The sequence below is a fragment of the Arsukibacterium sp. genome, assembly GCF_033721375.1.
Lineage (GTDB): Bacteria > Pseudomonadota > Gammaproteobacteria > Enterobacterales > Alteromonadaceae > Alishewanella.
The window spans coordinates 70,455-96,012 of the sequence record NZ_JAWWAP010000008.1 but is presented as its reverse complement, the minus strand read 5'-3'; the positions used below and the strand labels follow the sequence as shown (position 1 = coordinate 96,012).

35 protein-coding genes and 1 riboswitch are annotated in these 25,558 nt (G+C 47.4%); of the genes, 10 read left to right on the top strand and 25 right to left on the bottom strand.

Annotated elements, in window-relative coordinates; genetic code table 11:
* Positions 1-66: 66 nt before the first annotated feature.
* From R3187_RS13580 to R3187_RS13570, 3 genes are read left to right on the top strand one after another with little or no spacing between them, the layout of a single operon-like run.
* Positions 67-447: a CrcB family protein gene (locus R3187_RS13580; RefSeq protein ID WP_318967598.1), complete on the top strand. Its 381-nt coding sequence runs from the start codon at positions 67-69 to the stop codon at positions 445-447.
* Positions 441-866: a CrcB family protein gene (locus tag R3187_RS13575; RefSeq protein ID WP_318967597.1), complete on the top strand. Its 426-nt coding sequence runs from the start codon at positions 441-443 to the stop codon at positions 864-866. The genes R3187_RS13580 and R3187_RS13575 overlap by 7 nt, the downstream gene beginning before the upstream one ends.
* Positions 856-1,458 (top strand): hypothetical protein, encoded by a 603-nt coding sequence (locus R3187_RS13570; RefSeq protein WP_318967596.1) that lies wholly within the window; start codon positions 856-858, stop codon positions 1,456-1,458. The genes R3187_RS13575 and R3187_RS13570 overlap by 11 nt, the downstream gene beginning before the upstream one ends.
* An 80-nt stretch (positions 1,459-1,538) precedes the next feature.
* On the opposite strand, the gene R3187_RS13565 is transcribed toward R3187_RS13570, so the two are convergent.
* Positions 1,539-1,991 (bottom strand): RT0821/Lpp0805 family surface protein, encoded by a 453-nt coding sequence (locus R3187_RS13565; RefSeq protein WP_318967595.1) that lies wholly within the window; start codon positions 1,989-1,991, stop codon positions 1,539-1,541.
* A 167-nt stretch (positions 1,992-2,158) separates the two neighbouring features.
* Between R3187_RS13565 and R3187_RS13560 the strand changes: the two genes are divergently transcribed.
* From R3187_RS13560 to R3187_RS13550, 3 genes are all read left to right on the top strand, one after another.
* On the top strand, positions 2,159-2,281 hold the full coding sequence (locus R3187_RS13560) for a hypothetical protein (RefSeq protein ID WP_290616830.1): 123 nt from the start codon (positions 2,159-2,161) through the stop codon (positions 2,279-2,281).
* A gap of 294 nt (positions 2,282-2,575) precedes the next feature.
* Entirely contained in the window at positions 2,576-3,157 is a 582-nt protein-coding gene (locus R3187_RS13555) for a hypothetical protein (protein WP_318967594.1), read from the top strand.
* 50 nt (positions 3,158-3,207) lie between these two features.
* On the top strand, positions 3,208-3,366 hold the full coding sequence (locus R3187_RS13550; RefSeq protein ID WP_318967593.1) for a YqaE/Pmp3 family membrane protein: 159 nt from the start codon (positions 3,208-3,210) through the stop codon (positions 3,364-3,366).
* Between the two features lie 235 nt (positions 3,367-3,601).
* On the opposite strand, the gene R3187_RS13545 is transcribed toward R3187_RS13550, so the two are convergent.
* From R3187_RS13545 to R3187_RS13460, 18 genes are all read right to left on the bottom strand, one after another.
* Positions 3,602-4,231: a hypothetical protein gene (locus tag R3187_RS13545; RefSeq protein ID WP_318967592.1), complete on the bottom strand. Its 630-nt coding sequence runs from the start codon at positions 4,229-4,231 to the stop codon at positions 3,602-3,604.
* Between the two features lie 178 nt (positions 4,232-4,409).
* Entirely contained in the window at positions 4,410-4,814 is a 405-nt protein-coding gene (locus tag R3187_RS13540; RefSeq protein ID WP_318967591.1) for a hypothetical protein, read from the bottom strand.
* A gap of 286 nt (positions 4,815-5,100) precedes the next feature.
* On the bottom strand, positions 5,101-5,556 hold the full coding sequence (locus tag R3187_RS13535; protein ID WP_318967590.1) for a DUF6194 family protein: 456 nt from the start codon (positions 5,554-5,556) through the stop codon (positions 5,101-5,103).
* A gap of 118 nt (positions 5,557-5,674) precedes the next feature.
* Positions 5,675-5,818 carry a hypothetical protein gene (locus tag R3187_RS13530; RefSeq protein WP_290616814.1) on the bottom strand — a complete coding sequence of 48 codons (144 nt, stop codon included), beginning with the start codon at positions 5,816-5,818 and terminating at the stop codon, positions 5,675-5,677.
* 57 nt (positions 5,819-5,875) lie between these two features.
* A complete protein-coding gene (locus tag R3187_RS13525) occupies positions 5,876-6,433 on the bottom strand; it encodes a GNAT family protein (RefSeq protein WP_318967589.1) in 558 nt (185 codons plus the stop codon).
* Between the two features lie 132 nt (positions 6,434-6,565).
* Positions 6,566-6,802 carry a hypothetical protein gene (locus R3187_RS13520; RefSeq protein WP_318967588.1) on the bottom strand — a complete coding sequence of 79 codons (237 nt, stop codon included), beginning with the start codon at positions 6,800-6,802 and terminating at the stop codon, positions 6,566-6,568.
* A 70-nt stretch (positions 6,803-6,872) separates the two neighbouring features.
* Positions 6,873-7,130, bottom strand: a complete 258-nt coding sequence (locus tag R3187_RS13515) for a hypothetical protein (RefSeq protein WP_318967587.1) — start codon at positions 7,128-7,130, stop codon at positions 6,873-6,875.
* A gap of 184 nt (positions 7,131-7,314) precedes the next feature.
* Positions 7,315-7,668 (bottom strand): hypothetical protein, encoded by a 354-nt coding sequence (locus R3187_RS13510; RefSeq protein ID WP_318967586.1) that lies wholly within the window; start codon positions 7,666-7,668, stop codon positions 7,315-7,317.
* A 17-nt stretch (positions 7,669-7,685) separates the two neighbouring features.
* Complete coding sequence (locus tag R3187_RS13505) at positions 7,686-8,018, bottom strand: low molecular weight protein tyrosine phosphatase family protein (RefSeq protein WP_318967585.1); 333 nt, start codon at positions 8,016-8,018, stop codon at positions 7,686-7,688.
* Positions 8,019-8,040: 22 nt separating this feature from the next.
* Positions 8,041-8,511 carry a L,D-transpeptidase family protein gene (locus R3187_RS13500; protein WP_318967584.1) on the bottom strand — a complete coding sequence of 157 codons (471 nt, stop codon included), beginning with the start codon at positions 8,509-8,511 and terminating at the stop codon, positions 8,041-8,043.
* 95 nt (positions 8,512-8,606) lie between these two features.
* The gene (locus R3187_RS13495) at positions 8,607-8,987 is read right to left on the bottom strand and encodes a hypothetical protein (protein WP_318967583.1); all 381 of its coding nucleotides are present in this window, start codon (positions 8,985-8,987) and stop codon (positions 8,607-8,609) included.
* A 61-nt stretch (positions 8,988-9,048) separates the two neighbouring features.
* A complete protein-coding gene (locus R3187_RS13490; protein WP_318967582.1) occupies positions 9,049-9,585 on the bottom strand; it encodes a hypothetical protein in 537 nt (178 codons plus the stop codon).
* 127 nt (positions 9,586-9,712) lie between these two features.
* Positions 9,713-9,982 carry a hypothetical protein gene (locus tag R3187_RS13485; RefSeq protein WP_318967581.1) on the bottom strand — a complete coding sequence of 90 codons (270 nt, stop codon included), beginning with the start codon at positions 9,980-9,982 and terminating at the stop codon, positions 9,713-9,715.
* A gap of 96 nt (positions 9,983-10,078) precedes the next feature.
* Positions 10,079-10,492: a hypothetical protein gene (locus R3187_RS13480; protein WP_318967580.1), complete on the bottom strand. Its 414-nt coding sequence runs from the start codon at positions 10,490-10,492 to the stop codon at positions 10,079-10,081.
* Positions 10,493-10,613: 121 nt separating this feature from the next.
* Entirely contained in the window at positions 10,614-11,231 is a 618-nt protein-coding gene (locus R3187_RS13475) for a DUF3885 domain-containing protein (RefSeq protein WP_318967579.1), read from the bottom strand.
* Between the two features lie 138 nt (positions 11,232-11,369).
* Complete coding sequence (locus tag R3187_RS13470) at positions 11,370-11,744, bottom strand: hypothetical protein (protein ID WP_318967578.1); 375 nt, start codon at positions 11,742-11,744, stop codon at positions 11,370-11,372.
* Between the two features lie 129 nt (positions 11,745-11,873).
* Positions 11,874-12,230 (bottom strand): hypothetical protein, encoded by a 357-nt coding sequence (locus R3187_RS13465; protein WP_318967577.1) that lies wholly within the window; start codon positions 12,228-12,230, stop codon positions 11,874-11,876.
* A 314-nt stretch (positions 12,231-12,544) separates the two neighbouring features.
* Positions 12,545-15,718 (bottom strand): amidohydrolase family protein, encoded by a 3,174-nt coding sequence (locus tag R3187_RS13460; protein WP_318967576.1) that lies wholly within the window; start codon positions 15,716-15,718, stop codon positions 12,545-12,547.
* Between the two features lie 141 nt (positions 15,719-15,859).
* On the opposite strand from R3187_RS13460, the gene R3187_RS13455 reads away from it, so the two are divergent.
* The 3 genes from R3187_RS13455 to R3187_RS13445 are packed head-to-tail and all read left to right on the top strand — an operon-like array spanning position 15,860 to position 18,292.
* Positions 15,860-16,105, top strand: coding sequence for a DUF1289 domain-containing protein (locus R3187_RS13455; RefSeq protein WP_318967575.1), 246 nt, complete (start codon positions 15,860-15,862; stop codon positions 16,103-16,105).
* Between the two features lie 22 nt (positions 16,106-16,127).
* On the top strand, positions 16,128-16,682 hold the full coding sequence (locus R3187_RS13450) for an MgtC/SapB family protein (RefSeq protein WP_318967574.1): 555 nt from the start codon (positions 16,128-16,130) through the stop codon (positions 16,680-16,682).
* Positions 16,683-16,741: 59 nt separating this feature from the next.
* Positions 16,742-18,292, top strand: a complete 1,551-nt coding sequence (locus tag R3187_RS13445; protein WP_318967573.1) for a cation:proton antiporter — start codon at positions 16,742-16,744, stop codon at positions 18,290-18,292.
* A gap of 58 nt (positions 18,293-18,350) precedes the next feature.
* Here the strand turns inward: R3187_RS13445 and R3187_RS13440 are convergent, their stop codons facing one another.
* The 3 genes from R3187_RS13440 to glpK all read right to left on the bottom strand — a co-directional run bounded on the left by R3187_RS13440 (position 18,351) and on the right by glpK (position 21,220).
* A complete protein-coding gene (locus tag R3187_RS13440) occupies positions 18,351-18,722 on the bottom strand; it encodes a DUF3718 domain-containing protein (RefSeq protein ID WP_318967572.1) in 372 nt (123 codons plus the stop codon).
* A 113-nt stretch (positions 18,723-18,835) separates the two neighbouring features.
* A riboswitch (cyclic di-GMP riboswitch) is annotated at positions 18,836-18,921 on the bottom strand.
* Positions 18,922-19,009: 88 nt separating this feature from the next.
* The gene (pcp, locus tag R3187_RS13435; RefSeq protein ID WP_318967571.1) at positions 19,010-19,645 is read right to left on the bottom strand and encodes a pyroglutamyl-peptidase I; all 636 of its coding nucleotides are present in this window, start codon (positions 19,643-19,645) and stop codon (positions 19,010-19,012) included.
* A 72-nt stretch (positions 19,646-19,717) separates the two neighbouring features.
* Positions 19,718-21,220 (bottom strand): glycerol kinase GlpK, encoded by a 1,503-nt coding sequence (gene glpK / locus R3187_RS13430; protein WP_318967570.1) that lies wholly within the window; start codon positions 21,218-21,220, stop codon positions 19,718-19,720.
* 111 nt (positions 21,221-21,331) lie between these two features.
* On the opposite strand from glpK, the gene R3187_RS13425 reads away from it, so the two are divergent.
* Positions 21,332-21,661: a DUF1840 domain-containing protein gene (locus R3187_RS13425; protein ID WP_318967569.1), complete on the top strand. Its 330-nt coding sequence runs from the start codon at positions 21,332-21,334 to the stop codon at positions 21,659-21,661.
* On the opposite strand, the gene R3187_RS13420 is transcribed toward R3187_RS13425, so the two are convergent.
* From R3187_RS13420 to R3187_RS13410, 3 genes are read right to left on the bottom strand one after another with little or no spacing between them, the layout of a single operon-like run.
* The gene (locus tag R3187_RS13420) at positions 21,636-23,057 is read right to left on the bottom strand and encodes a sensor histidine kinase (protein ID WP_318967568.1); all 1,422 of its coding nucleotides are present in this window, start codon (positions 23,055-23,057) and stop codon (positions 21,636-21,638) included. The two genes, R3187_RS13425 and R3187_RS13420, sit on opposite strands and share 26 nt — an antisense overlap.
* A complete protein-coding gene (locus R3187_RS13415) occupies positions 23,038-24,363 on the bottom strand; it encodes a sigma-54 dependent transcriptional regulator (RefSeq protein ID WP_318967567.1) in 1,326 nt (441 codons plus the stop codon). Before R3187_RS13415 ends, R3187_RS13420 begins: the two co-directional genes overlap by 20 nt.
* 3 nt (positions 24,364-24,366) lie before the next feature.
* Positions 24,367-25,551, bottom strand: coding sequence for an FtsX-like permease family protein (locus tag R3187_RS13410; protein ID WP_318967566.1), 1,185 nt, complete (start codon positions 25,549-25,551; stop codon positions 24,367-24,369).
* Between the last annotated feature and the right edge of the window lie 7 nt (positions 25,552-25,558).

Genomic DNA, 25,558 nt, shown 5'->3' with positions numbered 1-25,558 from the left:
TACGTTAAAATGTTTGAGCCGCTATCCAATAAATAGGATGTAACAAGTCTGAGCAACATCTTTCAATTGTCGCCATTACTGTTTATTTCCGCGATCGTAGCAGCCGCCATGGGCGGCATGCTGCGTTTTGCGATAGCCAATGTTATTGCCAGAGCATGGGGCGTGCAGTTTCCGCTTGGTACCTTACTGGTAAACAGCAGTGCAGCGTTGATGATAGGGCTGCTGGCCGCCTGGCTGGCGGTTTTTCCCGAACATACTGGCTGGGGGCAGGTTATCGCTGGCGGTTTGCTCGGCAGTTACAGTACGGTCTCGTCATTCAGCCTGCAAACTCTTATCTTGTGGCAAAGTCATCATTACCGCCAGGCGCTGCTGAATATTGGCTTATCATTTGGCTTGTGTCTCAGCCTGGTATTCGCCGGGTTTAAGCTGGGTAAGCTGATATGGTAAGGCCGGGTTTGTATGTTGCCGTAGGGCTTGGCAGTGCTCTGGGTGCCACGCTTCGGTTTGGCTGCTCTTTATTACTGATGACTCCGGCCACGGCTCTGCCCGTTGCCACCTTGCTGGTTAATATTATTGGCTCGTTCTGGATTGGTTGCTATGTCAGTCTGACCGGCGAAAATGGCCGTTGGCCGGTATCTGCCTGGCAAAAGCAGTTTATGCTAAGCGGTGTCTGTGCTGGCTTTACTACTTTTTCCGTGTTCAGCCTGGAGTTTATGCAATTATTGCAGGCCGGCCAGTCAATACAGGCATTCGCGTATGTTGCAGTATCACTGCTACTCTGGCTGTCTGCCTGTTGGGCAGGGTTAACGCTTGGCGAGAAGATAAATAAGGTGAATTCGTCTGACAAAGGTGAAAATGGTGTTTAGATTATTAATTATTGCTGCAACTGGCTTGCTGTTAACCGCTTGCGATAACATGCAAACGTTAACTGAAGCACAGCAGATTGAGCGGACTATCCGCCAGGAAGTCAGCCGCGATTTAGATGGCTTAAATGCACTGACAGAGGCGGCAGATACCACTGAATATGATGGTTTTGCCTGGCGCCGCGGTGAAAAAATTCAAATCCGCCAGCGGATGGATGGCGAGCTAACCTTGCTGGAGCAGGCAGAGGCACCTGAGATTATTGCCAAGGCAGTCGAGCACCGGATCCCAAGCTTTAGTCTGGTGCGTTATCAAAAGGGTTGGCTGGTCGTGTTTCGTACTTATGTCAGCAATCATTGTCAGGTGGTTTATGCTTATGCCTACCGCGGTAAGCTGGCTGACACCCCTCAATGCACTGAAGAGGTGTTTGCCAGTCAGGCCAATGGCCAGTGTCAGAGCCCGATTAACGATGAGTGGCAGGTATTTAAAGAGTGGTTTTTTGCCGAGTCTCTGGTGGCAGAAGGCAACCCGGTGTGCAAAGCGAAGCTGGAGCAGGGCTGGCAAACTCTGCCCGGTCAGAATGCAGGTAGCCGTTAGCCTGAACAGCCAAATACGCTGCTAATGTGAAATGTCAGCCCCGGCATCAGCGGGGCTTAAGCAGTACGGTTGTTAGTCGGCTAATAGGAGCTGCGATCAATTATTTCCCAGCTGCCATCTGAACGACGACAGGCGGTACCGCGCACGTCGTCCCGCTGGCCATCAACATCCATTCTGAATTCACGACAAGGCCGGTTATTGCTCTGAAAGGTTTCAGTTGGCGTCACCTGGTAACTTCTGCCATTATCCGGGTTTTGCCAGCTCGACGAGCGGCCGGTCGGGTTATATTCCAGTGCCTGGTTAATCTGGCGTCTGTCGCGCTGGTCAAGTTCCTCGCCAGCTTCGCGGCCGATAAGACCACCAACAACTGCGCCAAGTAACGCGCCACCAGCACCGCCATCGTCAATTAATGCGCCGGCTGCGGCGCCGGTGGTAGAGCCGACAACAGTACCGGTTTTCTCTTTGGTGGCACAACCAAACAACAGAGTAGCCAATAAGACAACCACAATACTTTTCAGGGGGTAGGGGTTCATTTTCTGTTCTCCTCCGGCTTGTTTAAACATATCCATACATTAAACATAGGGTAAGTTTGTCAGCATTCAAGGGCTGCTATTGCGCTTTGGGTAATAAGGGCCATACTGCTAAACGTAAGGCGCCGCCGGCCCTTACCTAAAGCTTATTTACAACACAGGTGATTATAATGAGCAAAGGCCAGGACAGTAAAAAAGACGTTAAAAAGAAACCGCTGTTAACCGCGAAAGAAAAGAAAGCGGCTAAAGCGACCAAGAAAAGCGAAAAAAATGTGTTAGGACACCAGAATTAATAACGGTAGTAAATTAATATCCTGCGCAGCGGATAAATCCGCTGCCCGCCAACCCCTTTGCCCCTGATAACCGATATAAAGCTGTTTAGTGTAATCTTTATTACTGCGTGAAAATATTTCATCTTTTTTCTAGTTTAATTATTCCAGCAATTCCGCAACATGTTGAACTTTAAAATAAATAAAAGTTGGTTTATTTCTTGCTCGCTTTGGTATTAAAGGCATTTCTTGAGCCTCGCATGAGTTCCTGAATGTTCGGAATATCATCGATTAACTGACAGATAAAAAGGAGTTGTTATGAAATTCAAAATAGCTGCCGTTGCAGTCGCGGTATTAGCATTATCAGGCTGTGAAGTGGACAAAACGAAGTCAGGCGAGTTACCCAGTGTTGATGTTGACGTGAGTGCCGACTCTGGCCGGTTACCCGAATATGATGTGGACTGGGCCAGTGTTGATATTGGCACCACAACTGAAACCATTACAGTGCCAAAAGTGGTGGTAGTAATGGAAGAAGAAGAAGTTGAAGTTCCTTATATGGATCTTGAGATGCCAGGTGAAGAGGGCGAAAAATCGAAACGTTCTATTGTGGTTGCGGCTGAAATCAAGGGCAATATGCAGGAGCTTGAGATTGAAAAGGTGTATGCCAAGGATCGCAGGTTAATAGTGGTCTCTCATCTCAACAGCACCAATGAACCCTTAAACGGGCAAACCGTCCGGATATCAGACAGGATAGTGATTAACGCACCTGATCTTGATGTGCAGCATATTATTGTTGGCGAAAAGCCCCGTGGTGACTGGAATAACCAATATACCTTCGTTAGAAATGAATCAGCGTTGCAACCTCGTCTGGAAGGTGCATCAGAAATTTATTCCAGGTAGCGTTGCTAGTGCTCAGCGCAAATTCACTGATAAGCTAACAAGGAGACAATATGGATATTCTTCGAATTATTCTCGCTATACTGCTACCGCCGCTTGGGGTGTTTCTGCAAGTTGGCATTGGTCCGCAGTTCTGGCTTAATATCTTGCTTACGCTGTTGGGATATTTTCCGGGCATAATCCACGCTGTTTACATTATTGCCAAGCGGTAAGAAGACGCGCCAGACACTTACTGTGCCTGTAATAATGCCAGCACACTGTTTTAAAAACAGCAGTGCAAGGGTCATCCTGAATGCGATGACGATGGCCCTTGCACTGGCATCTAATTCCTCTGAATATTTCGTCATGGCCAAATGCAGGGGTTAACCTTTCTCGCCAAGCTTCCTTCACCTGCATAAAAATAGACATTACCACGTGGCTTTTTCTCACCATGAAACTGCTAAAGCCTTACTCAGATTTTGAAAATGCAAAGCGTCTCCAGGTTGATACGTCGGTATCCATCGCTCCGTCAGGATAAAAGAATTCAGCACCGTACTCACCTTCGTGATACACGGCGCTTACGCCAATCATCATATTCCAGGAGTTACCAAGGAATTTCCTGCGTAAAATCTGGATTTCTCTATGAGATCCTTCCAGAAACTTAGTGCGAGTGCCATTTTCGGTATCTTCATTCCCTGCATAGGGTACCCAGAATCCCCCCCAGTCTTTCAGATCCCAAAACTCAGATGCACTCCATTCCTTGTTTTTCAGCAACCGCTCACCCAACTGTGCAGAAGCATGCAGATTGTGCAGCTGACCTGTTTCAGCATTTTCAATGTAAATATCAATAACCGTATAGTCTTCCGGTTTGCCCTTAGCACAAACAAACAGAGAATCGGAAGTGTGCATCAGATAAACAGAAATCTCTGCAGCTAAGTCGATTTTAGTGGCAGATTTCCATTCATCGTTGTCACAGCGACCGTCGAACAGTGGCGTTTTGCTGGCTTGATTGAGCGTCACAGCTTCGGTAGCTCTTACTTGTGCTGCAAGCATTACAGGTATGATAGTTAATAAAAAAAGTATTGATAGCCTTAACATATAGTTATTCCAACTGTGTAAAGTTAAGCGTTAACGTCGTAGACCCTACCGTCGGCAGCCCACTTTACGAGATCGCTAAATAAACTCATGGATTATCCTTTTCTGAACCAGATAACGCCGCTGCTAAACGGAGACAACGTGCTGGCCGTCGATTTAGACGGCTTGGTTAAACATCTTGTTACTTAACAGCCAACTGATCATGATAGAGTTCCAGATCCGCAAGCCCGACAAGAACGTCACCGATCACCAGCGTGCCGTTTGAGTCGATTATGCCGCTCTCTCCGTCGACAATAACTGAAAAATAAGCTAAGTCTTGACGAGGCGCCTGCGCAGGAGCCGATTCCAACCGATTTAGTTCAACCTTTACCGATCGTCCACTGCTAAGAACCAACTCCATCGAGTTAGAGGCATTTGGGTTCAGTGCAACCGACTCTGCCAAAACGTCTGATACTTCATAAACGTAAGCAAAGGTTTCTTGTCCCGCTATCGAGACTTTATCTTTTTCTCCTACTTGGAGTAATCCATAGGTAGCAACAGCGCCAAATACTACTGCAGATAGGTGGCTTAGTATTCCTTTAGTCATATCTATTATCCTTGTGAGACATTTAAAAAAATTATTTAAATCATCGATACCCGCACGTTGCTGCCAGATTTTCCTTTGAATTTGTTTTGTTGCCTGAGTTTATTATTTAACCTTAATGTATATCAAGAGTTTTATTGTTGTTACATATTTTGTTGCTGCAAAGTGCGCGATTAAGCCGCGCAATTTGCAGTTAGAAAGTTCAGCGTTGGCAGTTATTGATTTAACTAATTGAAATGGGATGGGGGAAGGTACAGGCCTTAAAAAAGCAATGATAAATGGGCTGCCGCTACGTCTTCGCAATTTTCTTATTAAATTTGATGACAGCATTTGAATGCGCTTCGGCTATAAGTGGCACCAGGCTTTCAAATGTTGCTTTACTTGGGTTTAGCACCTGAACCCAGGACATCCAGCCATAAACCGGATGTGGCATTAGTACATCCAAAGCAGTGAAATCATGCCCGGTAGCAATTATCCCACCTTTTGCTGGCCTTTTCGGCCTGCTGCCGAATAGCTGCTCGTAGCGTTGTGCTGCGATACCAATACTAAGCCTGTATACGTCCTCACGATCCAGCGCAGAGGCGGTATCGTTCTCGCCGTTTTTCTGTTTTAGCGTGCAAAAATAAACGCCATTGGGTAAAAGCTTGCCGGGATTATAAAACAAGGCCGTTTCACCCCAGCTGGATTTTGGTATTACCCCTTCAAAATCAGTGGCTATTCTTTCTACAATATTTTTAACATGCATTGCAATTTCTTACCTGATGCTTAGCCAAAGAAGCCCGGCAGTATTAGTGCTGGCTACTTTTTTGTCAGCCGGATATCTTACGTCGTGCTTCGATGTATTGTTCCAAAGTACAACGACTTCAGATAACTTTGCCAAGGGATGAGCCAATAGTTATCCCAAAGCTGAAGATAAGCACTGCCACAAAAAATGCCGCCAGCACTATCAGCCCGGTTTTCTGGGCTTTTGGTACAGAATTCCACCAGTTTTTTAATTCATTAAGCATGTCTCCTCCTTTAAAGATTCGAATAGGGCAGGGCTAAGCTGCGAATGACGAAGTTGCTTATGTTGTGCTGAACTCTGAACGTAGCAAACCGAAACATTTGAGATCATGAAACTTATTCTTCCAATAGCCACATTCACGCCTAAGTCCTTCTTCTTTAAAACCAAGCCGCCGTAATAATGATTCAGAGGCGATATTGCCGGGTATTGTATCTGCCTGAATCCGATGCAATTCTCCACAGGCTAATGTTCCAGCAAAACCAACACCAATAATTGCGCGAACTGCTTCCACGGTATAACCCTGTCGCCAAAATTCAGGATGCAACTCATAACCAATTAGGGCACTTCGCATTCCGCTGCTCCACGAATTAAAGCCGCAGGTGCCTATCAATCTGCTCGATGACTTTAACCGGATCGCCCATCTGATACCCTGCTTTTCATGATATCTTAGTTTGAAAAGACTAATTAAATTAACCGCTTGACTGTGTTCACGAAACACATCTAAATCATAGTATTCGACGACAGATGGATTGGAAAATAAATTGAACAAATCAGCTTTGTCTTCAACATTAAGCTCTGTGAGCAATAACCGCTCAGTTTCTAGTGACGGAAATACCATCTGAATTCCTTTTTCAACCAAAAAAAACCTTTCGGTGCAGCCGTGTGGGCGAATACGGCGAAGCCTCCCACGTTTTTCCGTCCCAGTGAGCGCAAGCGAACGACAATAGCGCCTGGTTGTACGAATGCCACATTAATTCATTGACAGCAGTTGTCTGGGTTTGATTTCTAACTCGCTCTCGATTTTCTCTACTTTTGAAAGCAGCTTGGCATTAGTTGAATTAACGTTGTTAACTTGGTTTTGAAGCTGGTTCACCTTCGCTTCTAAAGATTGATTAGCTTGATGCTGTTGGAAAATGACAAATGCTTGCAAGCCAATAACAGTTGAAACAGCGATTACGGATAAGACTGCTCTTGCAGAGATTTTCATATGATTTCCTTATTTATTTTGTCTAAGCTGGCAAAAATTTAAATTATTTACCACTGATTTTTTTAGGCCGTTAAAAGGGAAGTGGCTCTATTCTTTCAATTTCATAATTCTTTAGCTGAAAGTTTTTATCCAGGTTGACCGTAATTCCATCACCACCTGAATCTAAGTCGATTGGGCCAACATAAATCTGGTACCCGTTCTCTAACTTGGTGATAGTAACGGTGCTGTACCTGATATCAATCTTTTCGGTTATAAGTCCTTTGGGCAGGCTATAAATCCACTCGACTGAAGCAATATGTTCTTTGAAATCGTATAAATCTATATCCAACTACCTGTCCTCATTTTCAGTCCGAAATTGACGAAAATTTGCTTTTTACCACACCAACGCGCGCTAGCCACGCGAGCAACTTATTGCGAGTCTGCATGCGTGGCTGGGTAATGGCGGCGCAAACGCAATGGGGTCGTCGTCGCAGCCAGGGCTTTTTGCGGGCGAGAAATTTTATTATTATGCCTTACCACTTTACGGCAATGCCGGAACATACTTTAGCGGCCCAACAGTTGTTCACAAGTGGTGCGGCACTGCATTTTGTATTAATAACTGCGTCAGCATCCAACACTACTGCTTTAGCTTTTAAGGCCTCAATTGCTTTTTCAGCATCGCCCCAAACTCTGCCACCATAGGGTGCGCCAGAGCAGTCAGCAGCACTTATCTCTTTTAATACTGTATAGGGCTTAGCTGTCGTTTGTTCGCTGTTTAAAACTTCGATTGTTTTTAATTTTTCCGACTGCTCAGCAGTTAACCTTGGTGCTCCACTGACGCAACCTCCTAATATTACTGCGCTCACTAATATCGCAAAAATTCTCATTGTTAACTCCGTAAAACTTAACAATCATTAAACCGGACATGCCTGGCTACCCTTGCTTCTAAAAGCCTTATTAACTCTGGTTGCATGCGATCATAGTTGTCTGGTATATCCAAGCAAACCAGCCTTTTACCTTTAAGTAGGTCTTTGAACTTTTTAGAAACTTTGTCTCTGTGACTCTTTTCCATAGCAAAGATGACATCAGCCCATTCGATGAGATCACCACTAACGGTGGTTTCCGCGTCTGAATTTGTGCCTGCACCGATAGCATTTACGCCAGAATATTTAGAGAATACTTCTTCTCCAGTAGGGCTTCTTAATCTATTTTCACTACAAATGAATAGGAGATTCATCAGATTCCTTGTGACATGCCTATCACTCTATTTGAATTTTGGTACCGACATTTACCAAATCCATAAATTCATCCATTTCGGAGTTTGTAATGGCAATACAGCCGTTTGTCCAATTGAAGCGCTGCGCAATTGGAGCGAGCCAACCTAACCAATTACGCTGCCCATGAACCATAATAAAACCACCTGGCGAAACACCTTTCTTCTCAGCATTAGCTATATCAACTTCGTTTGGATAGCTAACGTGCATAGCCCTGTAGAATGATGAGTTTTCTTTCTTATAATCAAGCGTGTATTCACCTTCAGGCGTTTTTTCATCGCCTTCTTGTTCTTTATGTCCTTTCGGATTTGCACCAAGGGCAATGTCATATACTTTTACTATCTCACCTGCTGATAATAAGTACATTTTCCTTTCGGATTTATCGACCTTAACCAAATCTACTTCAGCAAAAGCTGTTTGAACTACAAACATTAAAATGAGCAGGATATATTTCATAGCATGCAACGCGCTAATAATGGGCAAAAAATTGTTGGCAAAAATGTTGAGGAGCGAAAACAGCCAACTGATTTTTTTCCTTATTATTTAGCTTGTTATATTTCACTTACCACCTCATAGACATCAGTTTCGTCGATTAAAGCAAGTGAAAAGGTGTCCCAAATTGTATTCTCATACTCTTGGCGTTCATTCTTTCGACGGACCATTTTGAAAGTTCCATTAAATATGGATTCTACAAGATAGCGAATTCCCTTAATCCTGTTGGGTAATCCATGCTCTCGGGCTTCAATATTCCCGTGCGTATGAAAGCTACCATTCTTAAGTGATACTGAATCTTCTTCTGCATCATTCCAAATTTCTATGATTAAAGTATCAAAATTATTCGGTAAAGGAATCTCAATTCTTTCGTCAGCAATTTCAAATTGGATTTTGGCATCATTAAGTTCGTTTGCAATTGCTTCCAATGCTGATGACATGCACCAAACTCCTTATGAAACATAACGCCGCCAACACGCGCTTGTCGCGTGCTTGGCTTTGTCATGTGCTCTTTAACTTAGTCACACGCACAACCAGATTTCCTGCGGAGTACACGCTTTCGATGAAACCTTCGATTTGGAACTCTGCGCCATCTTTTGCTAAAGCCATAAACTCATGTCCAATATATGGCACTTTCGCATATATGCTTCCGAAATCACCGACCTTGAAAGTTAGGTCCAGAATATCGCCTTCCTTACTGGCATGTTCCAAAGATCCCATCCAGTTGATCTTTAATCCAATTATATTTTTGGTAAACTCACTTCTCGCTAACGGAGGAAGAGAGTCATAGTGCGCTCGGAGTTCATTGTAACCTTTGGAAGCCTCAATTTCTCCCTGCTCAGCTATTCTCTGTTTGGAAGTAGATGACTTGACAGAAGAGGCTTGAGAGTGACCTTTCTGATTATTCGGGATTGCCTCCCTTCTTTTTAAAAGCGTCAAGAGCATGCCACTGCATCCAACAATAAAGGCGACAATCAATCCTGAAATGATTGCATTGCCACTGGCAAATTCCCAGACATTGCCAAGAAAAGCTCCCAAATCTAAACCTCCAGAATCACATAACGCCGCAAATAAACGGCAAAAATTAGTTGGCTAAAAATGTGAGGAACGAACAAAGCCAACTGATTTTTGTCCGCCTTTTTTAATTTGCTTTGTTATAAAGCGACTAACTCTGCTGCTGTTCTTTGATTTCAATGTAGCAGTGAGAACACAACACTTTGAATGACGCCTGTTCAAACATTTCTTTTGTCCAAGCGTTTAACTTCAGTAATTTAGAATTACAGTCAGAGCACCAAACATCTGGGAATTCTTGAGTATCTTGTCCAGAGTAACAAAAGCCCACTTTATTATCAGTGTCAGCTGCATGAGCTATATGAGTACACATTAAAGTTGCAGGCCTTTTACCGTGTTTACAACAATCCACTTCGTGACTCATTTTTGTACTCCAAATGTTCAGCTAGCTTTATAACGCCGCAAGCAGCGGCGAGCGTTAGCGAGTCCAGCACCAAAGGTGCGATGCTGACTTGCCTTGTTAACTTTTTGCATACTCTACAACTAACGACAGCGGGAACAAAAAAATAGCTGCCAACAAGAAGTAACAACAAAAATAAAACACTCCGTAGTAAACGGCATTTGTTATCTTACAAGCTAGCTCTAAACTCCGGGTACCTACCAGCGACGGAAAATAACTTGAGAATAGATTAATCGCATCCGCATTCTCTTCAAAGAGCTTCACCAAGAAAAGCCTTAGCGTTGCGATAATCATTGCCACACCAGCAAGACTAAAAGTTAAAAACAACAACCACTCAGCCATTTCAAAAGCTGTAACACCAACGAATGCCGCAAGAATAAGTAACACAGTACCGATAACCCACCAGCGATAATAGCTTGCTCCCTTTTTTGTAAGGGCCTGATAGCATAATTTAAGCGGCGCTTGAGGGTGCATCGATCTTCCGTAAAGTTAACGCCCGGCTCACCGAGCAAAATTTTGATGGCGGCTTTTGTGCGTGTTTTTGCACAAAAGGTGACAGCAGAAATTTGTCCGGTGCAGCCGTTTGTTAAGGCTTTTAGCCAAATACTGCATGCATAGCCTCCCTGTCGTATTCTAGTAAATAGTGGCCAAACTGTTGGTATTGCTGTTTCAGAAACTGCTTGTTTGGACCTGCTATGTCCATGCCTCGATCATCGTAAGGGAAAACCATAACGTCTTTATCTAGGTTGAACAAATAGATGTCAGCCATTGGACTCGGCTCAATAAACCCAAAGTCTGACGACAACGCACACCATAAAGCATTGATAAGACATTTAGTGGGTGCCTTAAACGCTATGAAGTGCCATAGTGAGCCAGAGTAATCTTCATCTCCTCGCCACTCTTCATCAAATTCAGTCCAGTGCTCTTTGCCAGAAGCTGGATAGAGCCCCGCGTCTCGCAAAGACTTCAAAATTGAAAGGGTAGACAATAGAGTTTTTCCACCATAGATCCTTACGCAAATTGTTATATCTTCACTTCCGTCAAAAACCTGACTACAAATCTCCATTCCCTTGCGGTGTGCGGTAAGGAATTGATTCAAGTAGTGGCCGCATTCAGAAAGCTCAAATCGAAGACTACCCTCATAGCTATAAAAGAGAGGTCTTTTGAAAGCCTTTCCGTCAAACTTATTCTCAATCTGTGCTCGAATATCCATGATGCCTTAACGCGTAGCTAAACGGCGCACAAAGTGGAGCTGCTTTTGTGCAACAATTTGCGAAGCAAATGCACAAAAGAAGCGGAACTTTGGGCGTCCAGTGGAGGCCGCAGGCCGGAACGGTGTTTTAGCGTATTGTTATGCGAACGATACATGACGAACCCTAAAGTCGGAGTAAAGAATACTACCTAAAATAACTAACATTCCCACCCATACAATACTGCCAACGATATTTTGCCAATCGCCAGTTAACCACCCATAAAGTAAATTTAACATGAGCAATAGTAATTCTATAGCAGCCATCACATACCCCCATAGCTTAAGCCGCTTGAGGCCGTAAACTGTAAGTAGGTTATATATAAGCGGAAGGATAATATATAGACCAAGGTATGGAGAGACCTTATAACCTTCGAGTGCTACTGGGACACCAACAAATGCCACCGCCAAAGCGAGCCCCGCTATAATGGCATAAACTACTGACAACATATTAAAGGCTAAAACAACTTTTCTCATAGTTTTACTTGCTATCTGAAGGGCGCATAACGCCCAGCTAAGCCGCCGGAACGAAGTTGATTGTTTTGTGCGAGCGTAGCGGAAAAGCACAAAACGAGCAACGCAGTGGAGGTCGGATTGAGCTGTTTGTTATGCATTTGCAAGAACCTCAATCAGCAAGGGTTTTGTATATTTTTCGACAGGATCACTACCATCCTTATGATCATACTCTCCTTGATCAAATGCCTCGTAAATTGCATAGCATGGCTCAACAAGTGGAATATCATTTTTCATAATGTAATCCAACATTACCGGCCACACACCATTCATTGCAAAATCCGCATCAGTATACGATAGTTGGCCACTCATGAAGTTCTCAGCAATACGAATAGAAACTAGATTAAATAGCTGAGGCAACTCTACATTCATCTCGCTTGCACAAGAATCGTAATCACCTTTCTCTTCTTTATCTTCAACAATTTTGCTGATCAAATCTTCAATGTTCATATTGATGCATAACAGCTTATTCAAAGGATCTGTGCCCGCAAGTTGCTGCTGGTATTTCCTTTGAGTTTATTTTATTGCCTGAGTCTATTCTTGTACCTGAATGTAAATCAAGCGTTTTTTTCTTGTATACATTTTTACTTCTGCAAAATACGGGATTAGAACCCGCAAGTTGCTGATAAAAAACTCAGAGCGGTTTACTGTTGATTTAATCAGTAATAAAGGAGCAGAAAACAGGGGGGCGCACTAGAATATAAGGCATAAAAAAAGCCCCTGCATAGCAGAGGCTTTTGTTGTTTATAGCTAGCCGCTAGCGGCTACTTTGGCTCGAACTCAAACGGCTGGCGCTGACGTTCGCGCAGGCCAATTTCGTTCATGCTGGCGGCCTCGAATAAGCGGCCATTTACCATGGTGTAGATTACCTTGTCGCTTACCCGGATATTTTCCAGCGGGTTACCGTCGATAACGATTAAATCTGCCAGTTTACCCGGTTCTATAGTGCCTAGCTGGTGGTCCATACCAAAGGTTTTTGCCGGATTGATGGTCGCGGTTTTCAGCGCTTCCAGCGGGCTCATGCCGCCCTGGGCAAACATCCAGATCTCCCAGTGCGCACCTAAACCTTCCCGCTGGCCATGGGCGCCAATGTTGGCAATAACACCGACATCCTGCAGCTGCTTAGCCGTTTTCACCACTTCAAAGTGATTGTAATGATGCTCAGGAGCAGTGGGCCGGCGCATACTGCGCGGGGCTAATACGTCCATTGGTACATACTGGCTTAACCGCGGGTGTTTCCAAACTTCGGTTTTGTCGTACCAGTAGTTCTCGCCCCAGATACCACCATAGGCCACGTTAAGGGTAGGGGTGTAGGCGGTGCCGCTGGCCTGCCATAACTGTTTAATATCGTCGTACACTTTTGCTGCGGGCAGCGCGTGCTCAATGGTGGTGTGGCCATCGACAATCATTGTTAAGTTATGCTGCATTAGTGAGCCACCTTCCGGTACCACCATCATGCCCAGCTCGCGCGCGGCCTGCACTACCTGCTGGCGCTGATTACGCCGCGGCTGGTTGTAGCTTTTAACACTGAAAGCGCCGACTTTCTGTAAGCGCTCCAGGTGGAATTTCGCATCGTCCAGACTGTCGATATGCGAGGTGTAACCGGCTCCTTCAGCGCCATATAAAATGGTGCCGGTAGAGAAAATGCGCGGTCCGACAATCTGGCCGGCCTGCTGCATTTCACTGGCGGCAAATATTTCACGGGTATCATTTGACGGGTCGTGAATGCTGGTAACACCAAAGGTTAAGCCGGCATAATTTTGCCAGTTTTGCTGCGGGGTAATTTGCTGGGCACCCTGGCTGCCATGAGCGTGGGCATCGAAAATACCTGGCATAATGGTTTTACCAGTAATATCAAACACTTTGGCGTTGGCCGGAATGGCAACATCCGCCTGACTGCCAACAGCAACGATTTTGTTGTTTTCAACCACTACTACGCCATTTTCGATAACTTCATCGCCTTTCATGCTCAGCACCCGGCCACCAACAAAAGCCACGGTACCGCGCGGGATATCGGCCGGAAATTTAAAGCCAAGGTTAATGCCGTTTTCAACTTTAAACGCATCGCTGTCTGCGCTGTGCTCAAACAAGCCGTTAATGCTGGCATGATACAACTCAGGGCCTAAGCTCCAGTAAAGGTTGCGGCTATCGCCACTCCAGCTGATATGTTCGCCGGCGCGCACTGACAGTTGTTTTACCGGTAACTGTTTATCGCTGCCGCTGATATCAATAGCGCTGCCCCGTTCAATAAAGGGCGTAACAAAGACTTTAAAGCGGTCAGCAAACGCCAGGTATTTACCATCGGGCGATAATTTAAACTCAGTACCAAATTTGGCGGTGTATAAGGTTTGCTGGGTTTGTTTGGTTAAATCGATACTGATAAAGCTTGGCGAGCTGCCATAGTCCATGGCATAGACTTTATCGTTGCCGGCACCAAACATCGGCGCGCGGCCATTGCGGGCAATTAACTCGCTATCACCGCCACGGCTGCTGATTTTATACAGGCCGGTATTCAGAGACCACTGCCGCGGCAAAATGCTGCCCGCGCCAATTTTGCGGTAAACCACGGTTTTGCCATCCGGGCTCAGGGTCGGTTCAATATATTTACCGGGCTCGCTGGTCAGTTTAGTTACCCGGCCGTTACGCAGGTTCAGCAGATTAACCGCGCCCTGGGTCTGATCATTCCAGCTGACATACACCAGCTGTTTGCCGTCGCGGGAAAATTCCGGATAAAACTCGAAGTCGCTGGTTTGCTTGGTCAGCCGGCGCGGCTTCGGATCGGTTAAATCAGTAATATATAAATGGCCCAGTGCAGTGAATACCGCTTGTTTGCCATCGGGGGATACCTTAACAAACCGCAGCATTTTTACATCAACGTCGGTTTTATCCAAATCCTGAGTAAAACGCAGTGCCGTTTGAATTTGCTTGCTGGCATTCACCTCAAACGGCACGGTTGCCACCTGCTTGCTGGCAATATTCAGCCGTTTAATGTCGCCACCGGCCCAGAATAACAACGCTTTGTTATCCGGCGTCCAGCTTAAGGTAGGGTAAACACCATGAATGGCCCAGGTTTCCTGCATATCACGGTCGAGGCCATCGTAAAGCTTAATATGTTCGCCACTGTTTAAATCATATAAAAACAGCGTGCTTTGAAAGTCGACCCGGCGGATATAGGCCAGGTATTTGCCATCAGGGGACGGCGTAGGGCGGATAGCACCGCCGGCACCGCCAATCAGCTCTTCAATTTTACCGGTTTCACGCTCAAAGCGTTTAATCACATAAATGCCGGATTCAGAGTCTTTGCTGTAATGGAAGGTTTTGCCCGGGGTGTCGTCCTGTGAGAAGTAAATATACTTACCGTCTTTGGAAAATGCCGGCTCGCCTAAATCTTTCTGATCATTAGGTCGCTCAGTTAGCATGACGCCATTGCCGCCACTGACATGGTATTGCCATACCTCACCGGCGCCTAACGAGCGGCTGGCGGTAAAGTGCTTGCGGGCAACAATAAACTGGCCATCCGGGCTCCAGGCCGGGCTGTTCAGTAAGCGAAAGGTTTCGTTGGTCACAGCGCGTGGCTCGCTGCCATCGGCATTCATCAGCCAGATATTATCGCCGCCAGCCCGATCGCTGGTAAAAGCGATGGTTTTGCCATCCGGGCTGAATACCGGTTGCATATTCCAGGCAATGTCATTGGTCAGGGCAGTGGCTTTGCCACCACTTATTGGCATGGTGTAGATATCGCCGAGTAAATCAAACGCCAGCGTTTTGCCATCGGGACTTACCGTAATATTCATCCAGCTGCCTTGCTGGACGTTAATATCGACAGTTTCAAACTGGCCTTGTGGTGAATTTACATCCCACTTTGGCTTATCATCAGCAGCCTGCAGGGTTAAACTGGCAATTGCCAGTGCCAGCAAACAGGGTTTAAATATGGTCATTGGTAGGTTCCCGTGGCGGTTTTAGTTATAGTTAACGTTTTCAACGTTTTCAGAATTACGCCAGATTGGCACAAAGTGCCGCTAAAGTTAAGCCTGAGCGATTAACAATACGACCAAAGTGGCTAAGGAGCCGATAAAATTATGCCTGAATCACCGTGTGTGGCGTGCTGTCGTTTAAACAGTGACAAGATGTGTGTGGGCTGTTATCGCCATATTACCGAGATAGTTGACTGGAATAAGCGGTCAGATGCCGAGAATTACGCTATATTACAAAAGGTTGCTCAACGAAAACAACAAGCTGTTGCATGCGGGGCCAGCGTTGAGCCGACCACGCCCATTACCCAGGCAGAATGGCAGGCCGCTAAAGCTGCGGTACGCTTAAAATAATAAAATACTTCACGGGAGCACTATGCCGGATTGGCAAAGTATTGTGGCAATAGAGCCGCTTGGCTGGCAGGAGCTGTTAACCGCGCTGGTTTGCGGTTTTATTATTGGTCTGGAGCGGCAACTGCGGGGTAAACCCGCCGGCATCCGTACCTCTATTCTGATTGTAATGGGCACCTATGTCTTTATCGCGGCGTCGATGTCAGTCAATTCGGCAATGACCGATCCGTCCCGGATTATCGGCCAGGTGATTACCGGTGTCGGCTTTCTGGGGGCCGGGGTCATGTTAAGCCGCGATGGGATGGTGCTGGGGGTTACGTCTGCTGCCACTATCTGGGTTTTGGCCGCCATTGGTGTTTGTATAGGCATTGGCCTGGATGTAGTCGCTATCAAATTATCGGTACTGGTGGTCGCGGTGCTGGTGGGTATTGGCATACTGGAAAGCTCATCTTCGGCACTACGCCGTGGTGTGCACCGGACTTACAATGAGTGGCTGCAGCGGGCCAATGGCGGCTTGTTCAGCCGGCGTAAGGATGATGCCTTGCCGGGCAGGCGCACTGATATTGATGATCCACATTAAAACAAGGTCTTTTTCTATCAGATACCATATGCCATTTAAAACAAACGTAGGAATAACTGATGCTTGAAGCTGTCTGGATAGGGTTTGCATTTTCACTGGGATTACTGGTGCGGTTAATCGGTTTACCGCCGTTAATCGGCTACCTGCTGGCCGGTTTCGTTATATCCGCCACCGCCAGTGATATGAGCCTGCCAGCGGAAGGGGCGTCAATTATTCATCACGTCGCCCATTTAGGCGTGTTGTTATTGTTATTTACTGTTGGTTTAAAGCTCAATGTCCGTAGCCTGGCCAAAGCAGAAGTGCTGGGCGGTGGCACCCTGCATTTTGGCTTGTCTATTCTGTTAACCCTGCCGGCAGTACTGTTTATTTTTGATGTCAGCTGGTATCAGGCATTGATGCTGGCCATTGCGCTGGCGTTTTCCAGCACGGTACTGGCGGCCAAGGTACTGGAAAGTAAACGCGAGTTACGGGCATTTCATGGCCGGGTGGCGATTGGTATTCTGATTGTTCAGGATTTGCTGGCACTGCTGGTAATGAGTGTGGCCAGTGGCACAGTGCCATCGCCGTGGGCCTTGCTGGTGTTTGCGTTGCCGCTGCTGCGGCCGCTATTGTATAAACTGCTGGATGCCAGTGGCCATGAAGATTTACTTATCCTGTTTGGCTTACTGCTGGCGCTGGTTATTGGCGGCCAGGGCTTTGAACTGGTTGGTCTGAGCTCGGAGCTGGGCGCCCTGGTATTTGGCGCTATGTTGGCCAAACACCCGCGGGCCGGCGAGTTATCAAAATCGTTATGGAGTATTAAAGAGTTTTTTCTGGTTGGCTTCTTTTTGCAAATTGGTATCGATGGCCTGCCGGATGCGAATGCCTGGCTATTTGCCGGGGTCATGACCTTAATTCTGCCGTTAAAAGCCCTGTTGTTTTTCCTGCTGCTGGTACTGTTTAAGTTGCGGGCGCGCAGTGCCTTTCTGGCCAGCCTGAGCCTGACTAATTACAGTGAATTCGGCCTGATTGTTGCCAGTGTGGTGCTACCGGAATGGCTGGTGCCACTGGCGCTGACAGTGGCTATTTCCTTTGTTATTTCCGCACCGTTAAATCGATTAGCGCACCCGTTGTATGACCGGCTTTGCAACCGGCTACTGAAATTTGAGCGTAATATTCATCACCCCGATGAGCAACCGGTCTCGTTAGGCGATGCCGATGTGCTGATAATGGGAATGGGCCGCACCGGCACGGCGGCTTACAACTATTTGCAGGCCAATCGCAAAATTATTGCCATGGACTCTGATCCGGCCAAGGTAAGTGATCATCAACGGCGGGGCATTAATATTTTTTATGCTGATGCAGAAGATCAGGTGTTCTGGCAGGGGCTGGACTATGGCAAGGTTGAGGCAGTTATCCTCAGTATGAACGATGTGGAAGCTAAAGTTATCGCGGCTAAAAAGCTGCGGGCGTCAGGCTTTCAGGGCTTTATCGTCTCGCACAGCATGCACAATGATGAAGCTAAGGACATTATTGCGGCAGGTGCTGATCAAACCTATCTGACCATGTCAGAAGCCGGGGTTGGTATTGCTGAGCACGTCAAACAGCATTGCTTTAGTGCAAAATCCTGAGTGATAAACAAGAAAGGCGCCATAAGGGCGCCTTTCTGACTGTTCAGTAAATTGCAGCTTAGCTGGCGCTACGCTCTTTAATGGCATCAATTACCGGTGATGCGGCGAAACCGTTGCTTTGGGCCCACTCAGCATCGCCAGAGGCAGCAACAAAACTACCAGGTAACTGCTTAATCATAAATTCAGCCGTTTCATTGGCATTGTGTTTAATTGCATGGCGTACTAACGGTAAGCCGTCACATACCACGCCGCTATAAACTGCTGACAGGCGGATCCGGTTGTCACTTAATACTTTACGCAGGTTATTACGGCTGTCTGCAGCAACATAAGAGCAAATAGATATTGCTAACTGATCGTCGGCGGCAACAGGAGTACTTACAAAAGAGGTGGCAGCGATAACAGCGGCTAAAGCGATAATTTTGGTTTTCATATTCAAGCTCCGAATTGAGTCAGTTGACAATCATTGTTAGCAACCGGGGTTGCGATACACGAAAGGTCTTGTGTTTAACTCTGGACGAAACAGAATAAAACATCGCAGTTTGCGACGGCAGCCCAGCTATCATAGGGTTTCCCCGTTAGACCTGAAGCTTTGCGTGATCATCTTTTCAGATGACTTGCCTTTCGAATCCGCGCATCATAAGGAATGCTTAAAATTTATGCAAGCGTTAAATTTGAAAATTTTTTCCGGCTTAAAACTCAGTAACCTGGCAAATTTCATCAGGCAATTAGCTGATCAGCTTGTTGCTGCAAACTAACTTCAATGCAAATTTTCAGTGCTTCGACCTGCGTTGCCAGCGCCATACTGGCGGTGCCTGGCTTACTCAGAACTTGTTCAGGCAGATAAGGTAAATGGATAAAGCCGCCTTTAATACTGGCGTACTGATTTTTAATCAGGTGCATCAGGCCGTAAAAGCTATGGTTACAGACATAGCTGCCGGCAGACAATGACAGCTGGGCCGGAATATGCTGTAAATGCAGGGCGCGGATCATCGCGTGCAGGGGCAAATTACTAAAGTAAGCTGCAGGGCCATGCGAGGCGGTCAGGGCGTTACGGGGTTGCTGACCGGAATTGTCAGCAATGCTGGCATCAATATAGTTACTGGCAATTTTTTCCAGCATAAGCTGGCTGCAGCCGGCTGCCAGGCCAAGCATAATGACCACTGCCGGTTGTAAATGATTGACCGCCTGCTCCAGGGTAAGCAGGCTTTGCTTAAACACGCACGGCAACCGGACCGCTGTTACTGTTACCTCGTGATCTGGCTGCCAGCCGTCCAGGGCACTGGCAACCTGCCACGACGGGTTAATTGTTTCGCCGGCAAAGGGTTCAAACCCGGTGATCAATACCTTCGCCATCTTTGTTACCCCTGTTATCAGTATTATATTAGTTATCAGTATTATTTAGTTATTACTGTTATTTAGTTACTACTATAGCTGCTGGCTGAGCACTGCAGCAACTGCTGTTTGCCAGCGTTGATATAACTGTGCTTGTTCACTTTCACTAATTTTCGGCTTATATTGCTGATCTGCCTGCCACAGCTGGCTGATTGCTGAGATGTCATTAAAATAGCCCAGACTGACTGCGGCTAAAAAGCCAACACCAAATACCGTGGCATCAGCAGTGTTACAGCGCTGCACCGGCTGCAAGCACAGATCAGCCAGCGCCTGTAAAAACCAGCTGTTAGCCGTCATGCCGCCATCGACCCGCAGCTGCGCGACGTTAATACCATCCTGCTGCATCGCATTCAGTAAATCAGCACTCTGGTAAGCTACTGCGCAAAGCGCTGCCGTCGCTAATTGTATTTTGCCGGTATCCCGGGTCATGCCGAACAGCGCGGCTTTTGCTTCAGGCTGCCAGTAAGGTGCGCCGAGGCCGGTAAAGGCCGGGATCAGTAATTCAGATTGCTGATAATCGCTCTGCGCCGCCAGCGACTCAGTATCACTGGCGTGGCTGATAATCCCCAGTTTATCGCGCAGCCACTGCACGGTAGCGCCGGCCATAAAAATACTGCCTTCCAGCGCATAAGTAGCTTTGCCATTCAACTGCCAGGCCAGGGTAGATAGCAGCTGGTTATTGCTACGAATAATCGTAGTTCCGGTATTGACCATCGCAAAACAGCCGGTGCCATAGGTACTTTTTAACATACCCGGGCTGATACAGGCCTGGCCCAGTAAAGCCGCCTGTTGATCGCCCAGCATCGCCATTACAGGAATTGCCGCACCAAGCACAGCGACTGAACTGACGCCAAACAAGCCGGCACTGTCTCTGACTTCAGGCAACAAACTGGCAGGAATATTAAACAACTGCAGTAATTCCGGATCCCAGCTCTGACTGCTCAGATTGTAAAGTGCCGTGCGGCTGGTATTACTGGCGTCGGTTGCATGCATTTTGCCCGCCGTAAGCCGCGCTAAAAGAAAACTGTCTACAGTACCAAAACACAGCTTGCCGGCATTGGCTCTGCTGCGGGCATCCGGAATATTATCCAGCAGCCAGCCGATTTTGCTGGCCGAAAAATACGGGTCGGCCCGCAACCCGGTTTTTTCACTTATTGTGGCCTCGGCCCCTTGTTGCTGTAACTGGCGGCAAAAAGGTGCAGTACGACGGTCCTGCCAGACAATCGCATTGGCTATCGGCTTGCCGGTTTCCTTATCCCAGACAACGGTCGTTTCCCGCTGATTGCTGATGGCAATGGCAGCAATATCAGCAGCCGTTAAGCCTGCACTGGCGATGGCCTGGATAATACAGGTTAATACGCTCTGCCAGATGTGCTCCGGGTTCTGCTCGACCCAGCCAGAGGCCGGATAACTTAGCGCCAGTTCCTGCCGTGCAGTGGCCACGGTTTGCATTTGCCGGTTAAAAATAACGGCCCGACTGGACGTGGTGCCCTGATCAATTGCCAGAATGTAGCCAGAGTTAGTGTTGTTTGCCATAAAATAAAAAAAGTAGGTTATGCTTGGTGTCAGAGTAGCAGCAAATAACGGATTATTACTATTAACAGGTCAATACACTTGACAGGTCAAAATCAATAACGGAGCAATACTATGGTCACCTTTAAAAGCAAAGCCAGCAGAGATGTTGATTATCATACCAATGTTGGCTTGCAGCTACTGAAAATGATGGGCCGGGATAAGAAGGTGCCGAGCGCCATGTTTGCTGACGATGTGCCTGAAGCATTAAACCGGTTACAACAGGCGCTGGCAGAGCTTGATGATGAAGATGAAGTGGCCAGAGATAACCAGACAGGTACCGAAAAAACACAGGAGGATGACGAAGACAAGCCGCAGAAGGTTAGCCTGAAGCAAAGGGCGCAGCCGTTGGTAAAGCTTTTACATAAAGCACAGGAGGCTAATGTCGGTCTGATGTGGGAATAGTTTCTTTGTCGGTGGCAGCAGGCAGATGTACGGTCACTTCCAGGCCGCTGACCGCGGGGCTGCCTGCCACTACGGTGCTGTTGCGTAAGCTGATACTGCCAGCATGAGCTTCGGCAATATCCCGGCATAAGGTCAGGCCAATGCCTGAACCTTGCGGTTTACTGCTGTAAAACGGTACCAGCACCTGATCCAGTAATTGCTGGGCAATACCACCGCCGCCATCGCTAATTTTCAGCTGTAACTCGTTGGCCAGTTCAATACAACGCAAGCTGATATGGCCTGGTGCAGAGCCACTTTCGTGAGCGTTTTTCAATAAATTTAACATCAGTTGGGCCAGTTGCTGCGGATCGGCCAGCCAGTCGCGCCTGGGTAAATCGCCGAGTAGTTCAAACTCAAACTGATCCTGTAACTGATTAATTAAGCGGGGCCAGTTTATTTTGGTTATTTGTGGCGGCGGCAATTTAGCAAAATTAATGTAAGCCTGGACAAACTGGTTTAAATGCAGGCAACGTTCGCTAATGGTGTCAAACAACTGAGATAAGTCGGCTTGCTGTTGTCGCTCAGCAATTTGCTTGCCGGAAAAAGCCAGCGACGATAACGGCGCCAGGGTATTATTAAGTTCATGGCCAATAACCCGCAGCAATTTTTTCCAGGCGTTCAGCTCTTCCCGCTGAATTTCCCGGGTAAGCGGCTTAAGCAGATATAACCAGTGTTGCTGCTGGTTTAACTGAAACTGGCTTACTGATAAATGCCAGACCGACTGGACACTACTATCGAACCGGATTAACCCCTGTTGCTTAGCTGCCATTGCCTGATGTAACTGGGGGTTAAGGTTACTAAGGCTGAATAATTTACTGCCATTAAATTTTTTACCCTGATGCAGCAGCTGGCAGGCAGCCGGATTAGCCATGAGTACCGTATCAGTATGGTTGGTCAGAATAAAAGCAGTCGGGCTGCTTTGCAGTACCGTATCGAGCAACAATTCCCGCTGATAAAGACTGGCGCGCTCGGCCCGCAGTTGTGCAGACATGCTGGTTAAGCTGTTTGCCAGTGGTTTAAGTTCAGTAACCTGCAGCTGATTGGCGCTGGTATTAAAGCTGCCATCCTGCAAATTCTGGGCGTGCAGATTAAGTGCCAGAATTTCCCGGCGCAGTGGCGCAATGGCCCAGCTAAGCAGCAACCACAGGCCAACACCTGCAGCGATAACTGCCGCACTGTATTGCAAATTCAACGTATAAAATTGGGCCAGTGCTGCCAGGCCCAGCGCGCTGAACAACAAACAACATAATGCCAGACGACTGCGACTGGATAACCGCAGCCTAGCGCGATAGCGCACTGGTTCAGGCAGTGGTTCAGGCGCTGGTTCAGGTATTATTTCATGGGGTCGTGATGCCATAAAACTCCATACGGCGATACAACGCCTGACGGCTGATCCCCAGCTGTTTTGCAGCCCGCGATACCACACCGCCAGCCTGCAATAACGCCTGCTCCAGTTGTGGCCGGTCGATATCGTCCAGCGAACGTTTAGCTGTCAGGGGGTTATCAGGCAGGCCCAGCTCATCGACTTGAATTTCAGTATTGCTACTTAGCAGCAGCGCCCGCTGACAGACGTTTTGTAACTCGCGCACATTACCCGGCCAGCTATAATTTTGCAGCTGCTGCCCGGCCGCGCGGCTAAGCGTTTTTTTACCGGCCAGAAAATAACGGGCCAGCACCGGGATATCCTCTGGCCGCTCGCACAACGCCGGTAATTGCAGTTGCACGACATTAACCCGGTAGTACAAATCCTGGCGAAACTCACCCCGGCTGATTGCCGCGGTTAAATCGCTATTAGTAGCGCTGATGACTCTGACATCAGTGTGGCGGGTCTGGCTGGAGCCTAAACGTTCAAATTCACCGGTTTGCAACACCCGCAGCAGTTTGGCCTGGCCGGCCAGCGACAAATTACCAATTTCATCCAGAAACAGGGTGCCGCCATCTGCAGCTTCAAAACGGCCTATCCGGGTTTTACTGGCACCACTATAAGCGCCGGCTTCAGCGCCAAACAGTTCGGCTTCCATTAAATCGCCTGGCAGGGCGCCCATGTTCACTTTAATAAAGGGCTTATTTTTACGTGGTGAATTGGCATGCAGCACATTGGCAATGCCTTCTTTACCGGCACCATTGGGGCCGGTGATCAGCACGGCGGCACTGGCCGGTGCCAGTTGCAGGGTCATTTGCAGTAATTGCTGCATTTTACTGCTGGCAAACACCATATTACATAAATCTTTACCGGCAAACGCGGCCTGGCGTTCGCGCTCGAGCCGTTGTTGCTGTGCAGTAAGCTGTTTAAGTTTCAGGGCATTGGCCACGGTCAGCAGCAGACGCTGATCATCCCAGGGTTTAGCGATATAATCGGTGGCGCCGGCTTTTACCAGTTCCACCACCATATCCAGCTGAGTCCAGGCGGTCATTAATACAATTGGCAGATCAGGATAGTGCTGACGTAACTGATAAAACAACGTTTTGCCCTGATCGCCATGCATCTCACCGGCACTGAAGTTCATATCCTGCAGCACTAAATCAATGTCATTGCTGGCCAGTTTCTGCCAGGCCAGCGCCGGTTCGCTGGCGCAAAATACCTGATAGCCCTGCAGCGAAAACAAGGTTTGCAGGGCCTGACAGATCGGCTGGTTATCGTCAATTACCAATATTTTAAGCATAGTTTATAACGCTTTAGTGGCAGTGGCCGGAGAGACCCGGGTAGCAATCGCCGCAGGATACCATGTTGCAATGGTGACACAAAGCAGAAGCGTCAGCGCACCTGAAAGTGGCAGCCAGAGCGGCAGCGCGGGCAGCGAAATTACGGTAGCCAGTTGCTGTTGTAACAGATAGCTGGCCAGTAAGCCCAGCACTGCACCAATCGCCGTTGTCAGCCAGCTTTCGCTGAATACTTCCAGCAAAATCCGCTGTTTACTGGCCCCTAATGCGCGTTTGACCCCAATTTCATTTTGCTGTTGTACCCCATGAAACAGCGCATGACTATAGGCAGAAATCATCGCAACAACCAGCATCAGGCCGCTTAATACCGACAGCAAAATAGCCAGACCACGTTCCTGCTCGAAATAATCGCGATGCAGCTGGCGCAAACTTACTACCTGCTGAATATCAATTTCCGGCTCAACCTGGCGCAGGCTGCTGTTAATCTGCTGGCGCACGGCGTCCACCGCCTGAGGTTCCACCTGCAACAGCAAGCGGTAACCATAGTCGGCCCGGTTTAAATCACGGTTAAAAAACAGACCGTAATACTGATCAGTGGCAAAACGCTGATACATCATATCCGCGACCACCCCGACTATGGTGCCGCCATTTGTTTGCTGGCCGAGGGCCAGATGACTGTCGCTGAATAGTTGCTTAGCCAGTTTGTCGGTTATTACCACGTTATCGGTGTTTTTATCTTCCGCAGACAACCAGCGGCCATGTAACAGGGTCATTTGCAACGTATCGAACAATTCGGCTTCGGCAAAGTTATAGGGCACCATATCAATATTCGTGGTGTCTTCTTTTCCTTCAATATAAACATTGCCATTCATGCCACCAAATATTAACGGTGTCTGGTTGCTGAAGGCAGCATAACGGACGCCGGCGATCTGTTTTAGCGCAGCGAGCTGACGCTGAATTAGTTCGCCCAGTGCCGGATGCACAATCAGGTTTTCATCGGTGGGTTTCAGTTCAATTGCCAGGGTCGTGTCCAGTTGCAGGCCGGTCGGCTGATTACTCAGCTGATAAGCCTGGGTACTAAGCAGTACACTATTACTTAGCAACGCCAGGGTCAGGGTTAGCTGCACCAGCAGCAAGGCAGTGATGACTTTACGTTGCAGCAAAGATTTTAACAGTAAGGTTATGCTCATGATACTT

Excerpts from the sequence above, each read along its gene's own strand:
- glpK (WP_318967570.1), bottom strand. The coding sequence starts at position 21,220 with ATGGCAAACAACACTAACTCTGGCTACATTCTGGCAATTGATCAGGGC.
- R3187_RS13535 (WP_318967590.1), bottom strand. The coding sequence starts at position 5,556 with ATGCATGTTAAAAATATTGTAGAAAGAATAGCCACTGATTTTGAAGGG.
- R3187_RS13470 (WP_318967578.1), bottom strand. The coding sequence starts at position 11,744 with ATGAGAAAAGTTGTTTTAGCCTTTAATATGTTGTCAGTAGTTTATGCC.
- R3187_RS13550 (WP_318967593.1), top strand. The coding sequence starts at position 3,208 with ATGGATATTCTTCGAATTATTCTCGCTATACTGCTACCGCCGCTTGGG.
- R3187_RS13420 (WP_318967568.1), bottom strand. The coding sequence starts at position 23,057 with ATGGCATCACGACCCCATGAAATAATACCTGAACCAGCGCCTGAACCA.
- R3187_RS13465 (WP_318967577.1), bottom strand. The coding sequence starts at position 12,230 with ATGAACATTGAAGATTTGATCAGCAAAATTGTTGAAGATAAAGAAGAG.
- R3187_RS13495 (WP_318967583.1), bottom strand. The coding sequence starts at position 8,987 with ATGTCATCAGCATTGGAAGCAATTGCAAACGAACTTAATGATGCCAAA.
- R3187_RS13560 (WP_290616830.1), top strand. The coding sequence starts at position 2,159 with ATGAGCAAAGGCCAGGACAGTAAAAAAGACGTTAAAAAGAAACCGCTG.
- R3187_RS13505 (WP_318967585.1), bottom strand. The coding sequence starts at position 8,018 with ATGAATCTCCTATTCATTTGTAGTGAAAATAGATTAAGAAGCCCTACT.
- R3187_RS13445 (WP_318967573.1), top strand. The coding sequence starts at position 16,742 with ATGCTTGAAGCTGTCTGGATAGGGTTTGCATTTTCACTGGGATTACTG.
- R3187_RS13510 (WP_318967586.1), bottom strand. The coding sequence starts at position 7,668 with ATGAGAATTTTTGCGATATTAGTGAGCGCAGTAATATTAGGAGGTTGC.
- R3187_RS13545 (WP_318967592.1), bottom strand. The coding sequence starts at position 4,231 with ATGTTAAGGCTATCAATACTTTTTTTATTAACTATCATACCTGTAATG.
- R3187_RS13500 (WP_318967584.1), bottom strand. The coding sequence starts at position 8,511 with ATGAAATATATCCTGCTCATTTTAATGTTTGTAGTTCAAACAGCTTTT.
- R3187_RS13520 (WP_318967588.1), bottom strand. The coding sequence starts at position 6,802 with ATGAAAATCTCTGCAAGAGCAGTCTTATCCGTAATCGCTGTTTCAACT.
- R3187_RS13460 (WP_318967576.1), bottom strand. The coding sequence starts at position 15,718 with ATGACCATATTTAAACCCTGTTTGCTGGCACTGGCAATTGCCAGTTTA.
- R3187_RS13475 (WP_318967579.1), bottom strand. The coding sequence starts at position 11,231 with ATGGATATTCGAGCACAGATTGAGAATAAGTTTGACGGAAAGGCTTTC.
- R3187_RS13480 (WP_318967580.1), bottom strand. The coding sequence starts at position 10,492 with ATGCACCCTCAAGCGCCGCTTAAATTATGCTATCAGGCCCTTACAAAA.
- R3187_RS13425 (WP_318967569.1), top strand. The coding sequence starts at position 21,332 with ATGGTCACCTTTAAAAGCAAAGCCAGCAGAGATGTTGATTATCATACC.
- R3187_RS13530 (WP_290616814.1), bottom strand. The coding sequence starts at position 5,818 with ATGCTTAATGAATTAAAAAACTGGTGGAATTCTGTACCAAAAGCCCAG.
- R3187_RS13455 (WP_318967575.1), top strand. The coding sequence starts at position 15,860 with ATGCCTGAATCACCGTGTGTGGCGTGCTGTCGTTTAAACAGTGACAAG.
- R3187_RS13440 (WP_318967572.1), bottom strand. The coding sequence starts at position 18,722 with ATGAAAACCAAAATTATCGCTTTAGCCGCTGTTATCGCTGCCACCTCT.
- pcp (WP_318967571.1), bottom strand. The coding sequence starts at position 19,645 with ATGGCGAAGGTATTGATCACCGGGTTTGAACCCTTTGCCGGCGAAACA.
- R3187_RS13570 (WP_318967596.1), top strand. The coding sequence starts at position 856 with ATGGTGTTTAGATTATTAATTATTGCTGCAACTGGCTTGCTGTTAACC.
- R3187_RS13415 (WP_318967567.1), bottom strand. The coding sequence starts at position 24,363 with ATGCTTAAAATATTGGTAATTGACGATAACCAGCCGATCTGTCAGGCC.
- R3187_RS13575 (WP_318967597.1), top strand. The coding sequence starts at position 441 with ATGGTAAGGCCGGGTTTGTATGTTGCCGTAGGGCTTGGCAGTGCTCTG.
- R3187_RS13450 (WP_318967574.1), top strand. The coding sequence starts at position 16,128 with ATGCCGGATTGGCAAAGTATTGTGGCAATAGAGCCGCTTGGCTGGCAG.
- R3187_RS13565 (WP_318967595.1), bottom strand. The coding sequence starts at position 1,991 with ATGAACCCCTACCCCCTGAAAAGTATTGTGGTTGTCTTATTGGCTACT.
- R3187_RS13410 (WP_318967566.1), bottom strand. The coding sequence starts at position 25,551 with ATGAGCATAACCTTACTGTTAAAATCTTTGCTGCAACGTAAAGTCATC.
- R3187_RS13525 (WP_318967589.1), bottom strand. The coding sequence starts at position 6,433 with ATGGTATTTCCGTCACTAGAAACTGAGCGGTTATTGCTCACAGAGCTT.
- R3187_RS13485 (WP_318967581.1), bottom strand. The coding sequence starts at position 9,982 with ATGAGTCACGAAGTGGATTGTTGTAAACACGGTAAAAGGCCTGCAACT.
- R3187_RS13540 (WP_318967591.1), bottom strand. The coding sequence starts at position 4,814 with ATGACTAAAGGAATACTAAGCCACCTATCTGCAGTAGTATTTGGCGCT.
- R3187_RS13555 (WP_318967594.1), top strand. The coding sequence starts at position 2,576 with ATGAAATTCAAAATAGCTGCCGTTGCAGTCGCGGTATTAGCATTATCA.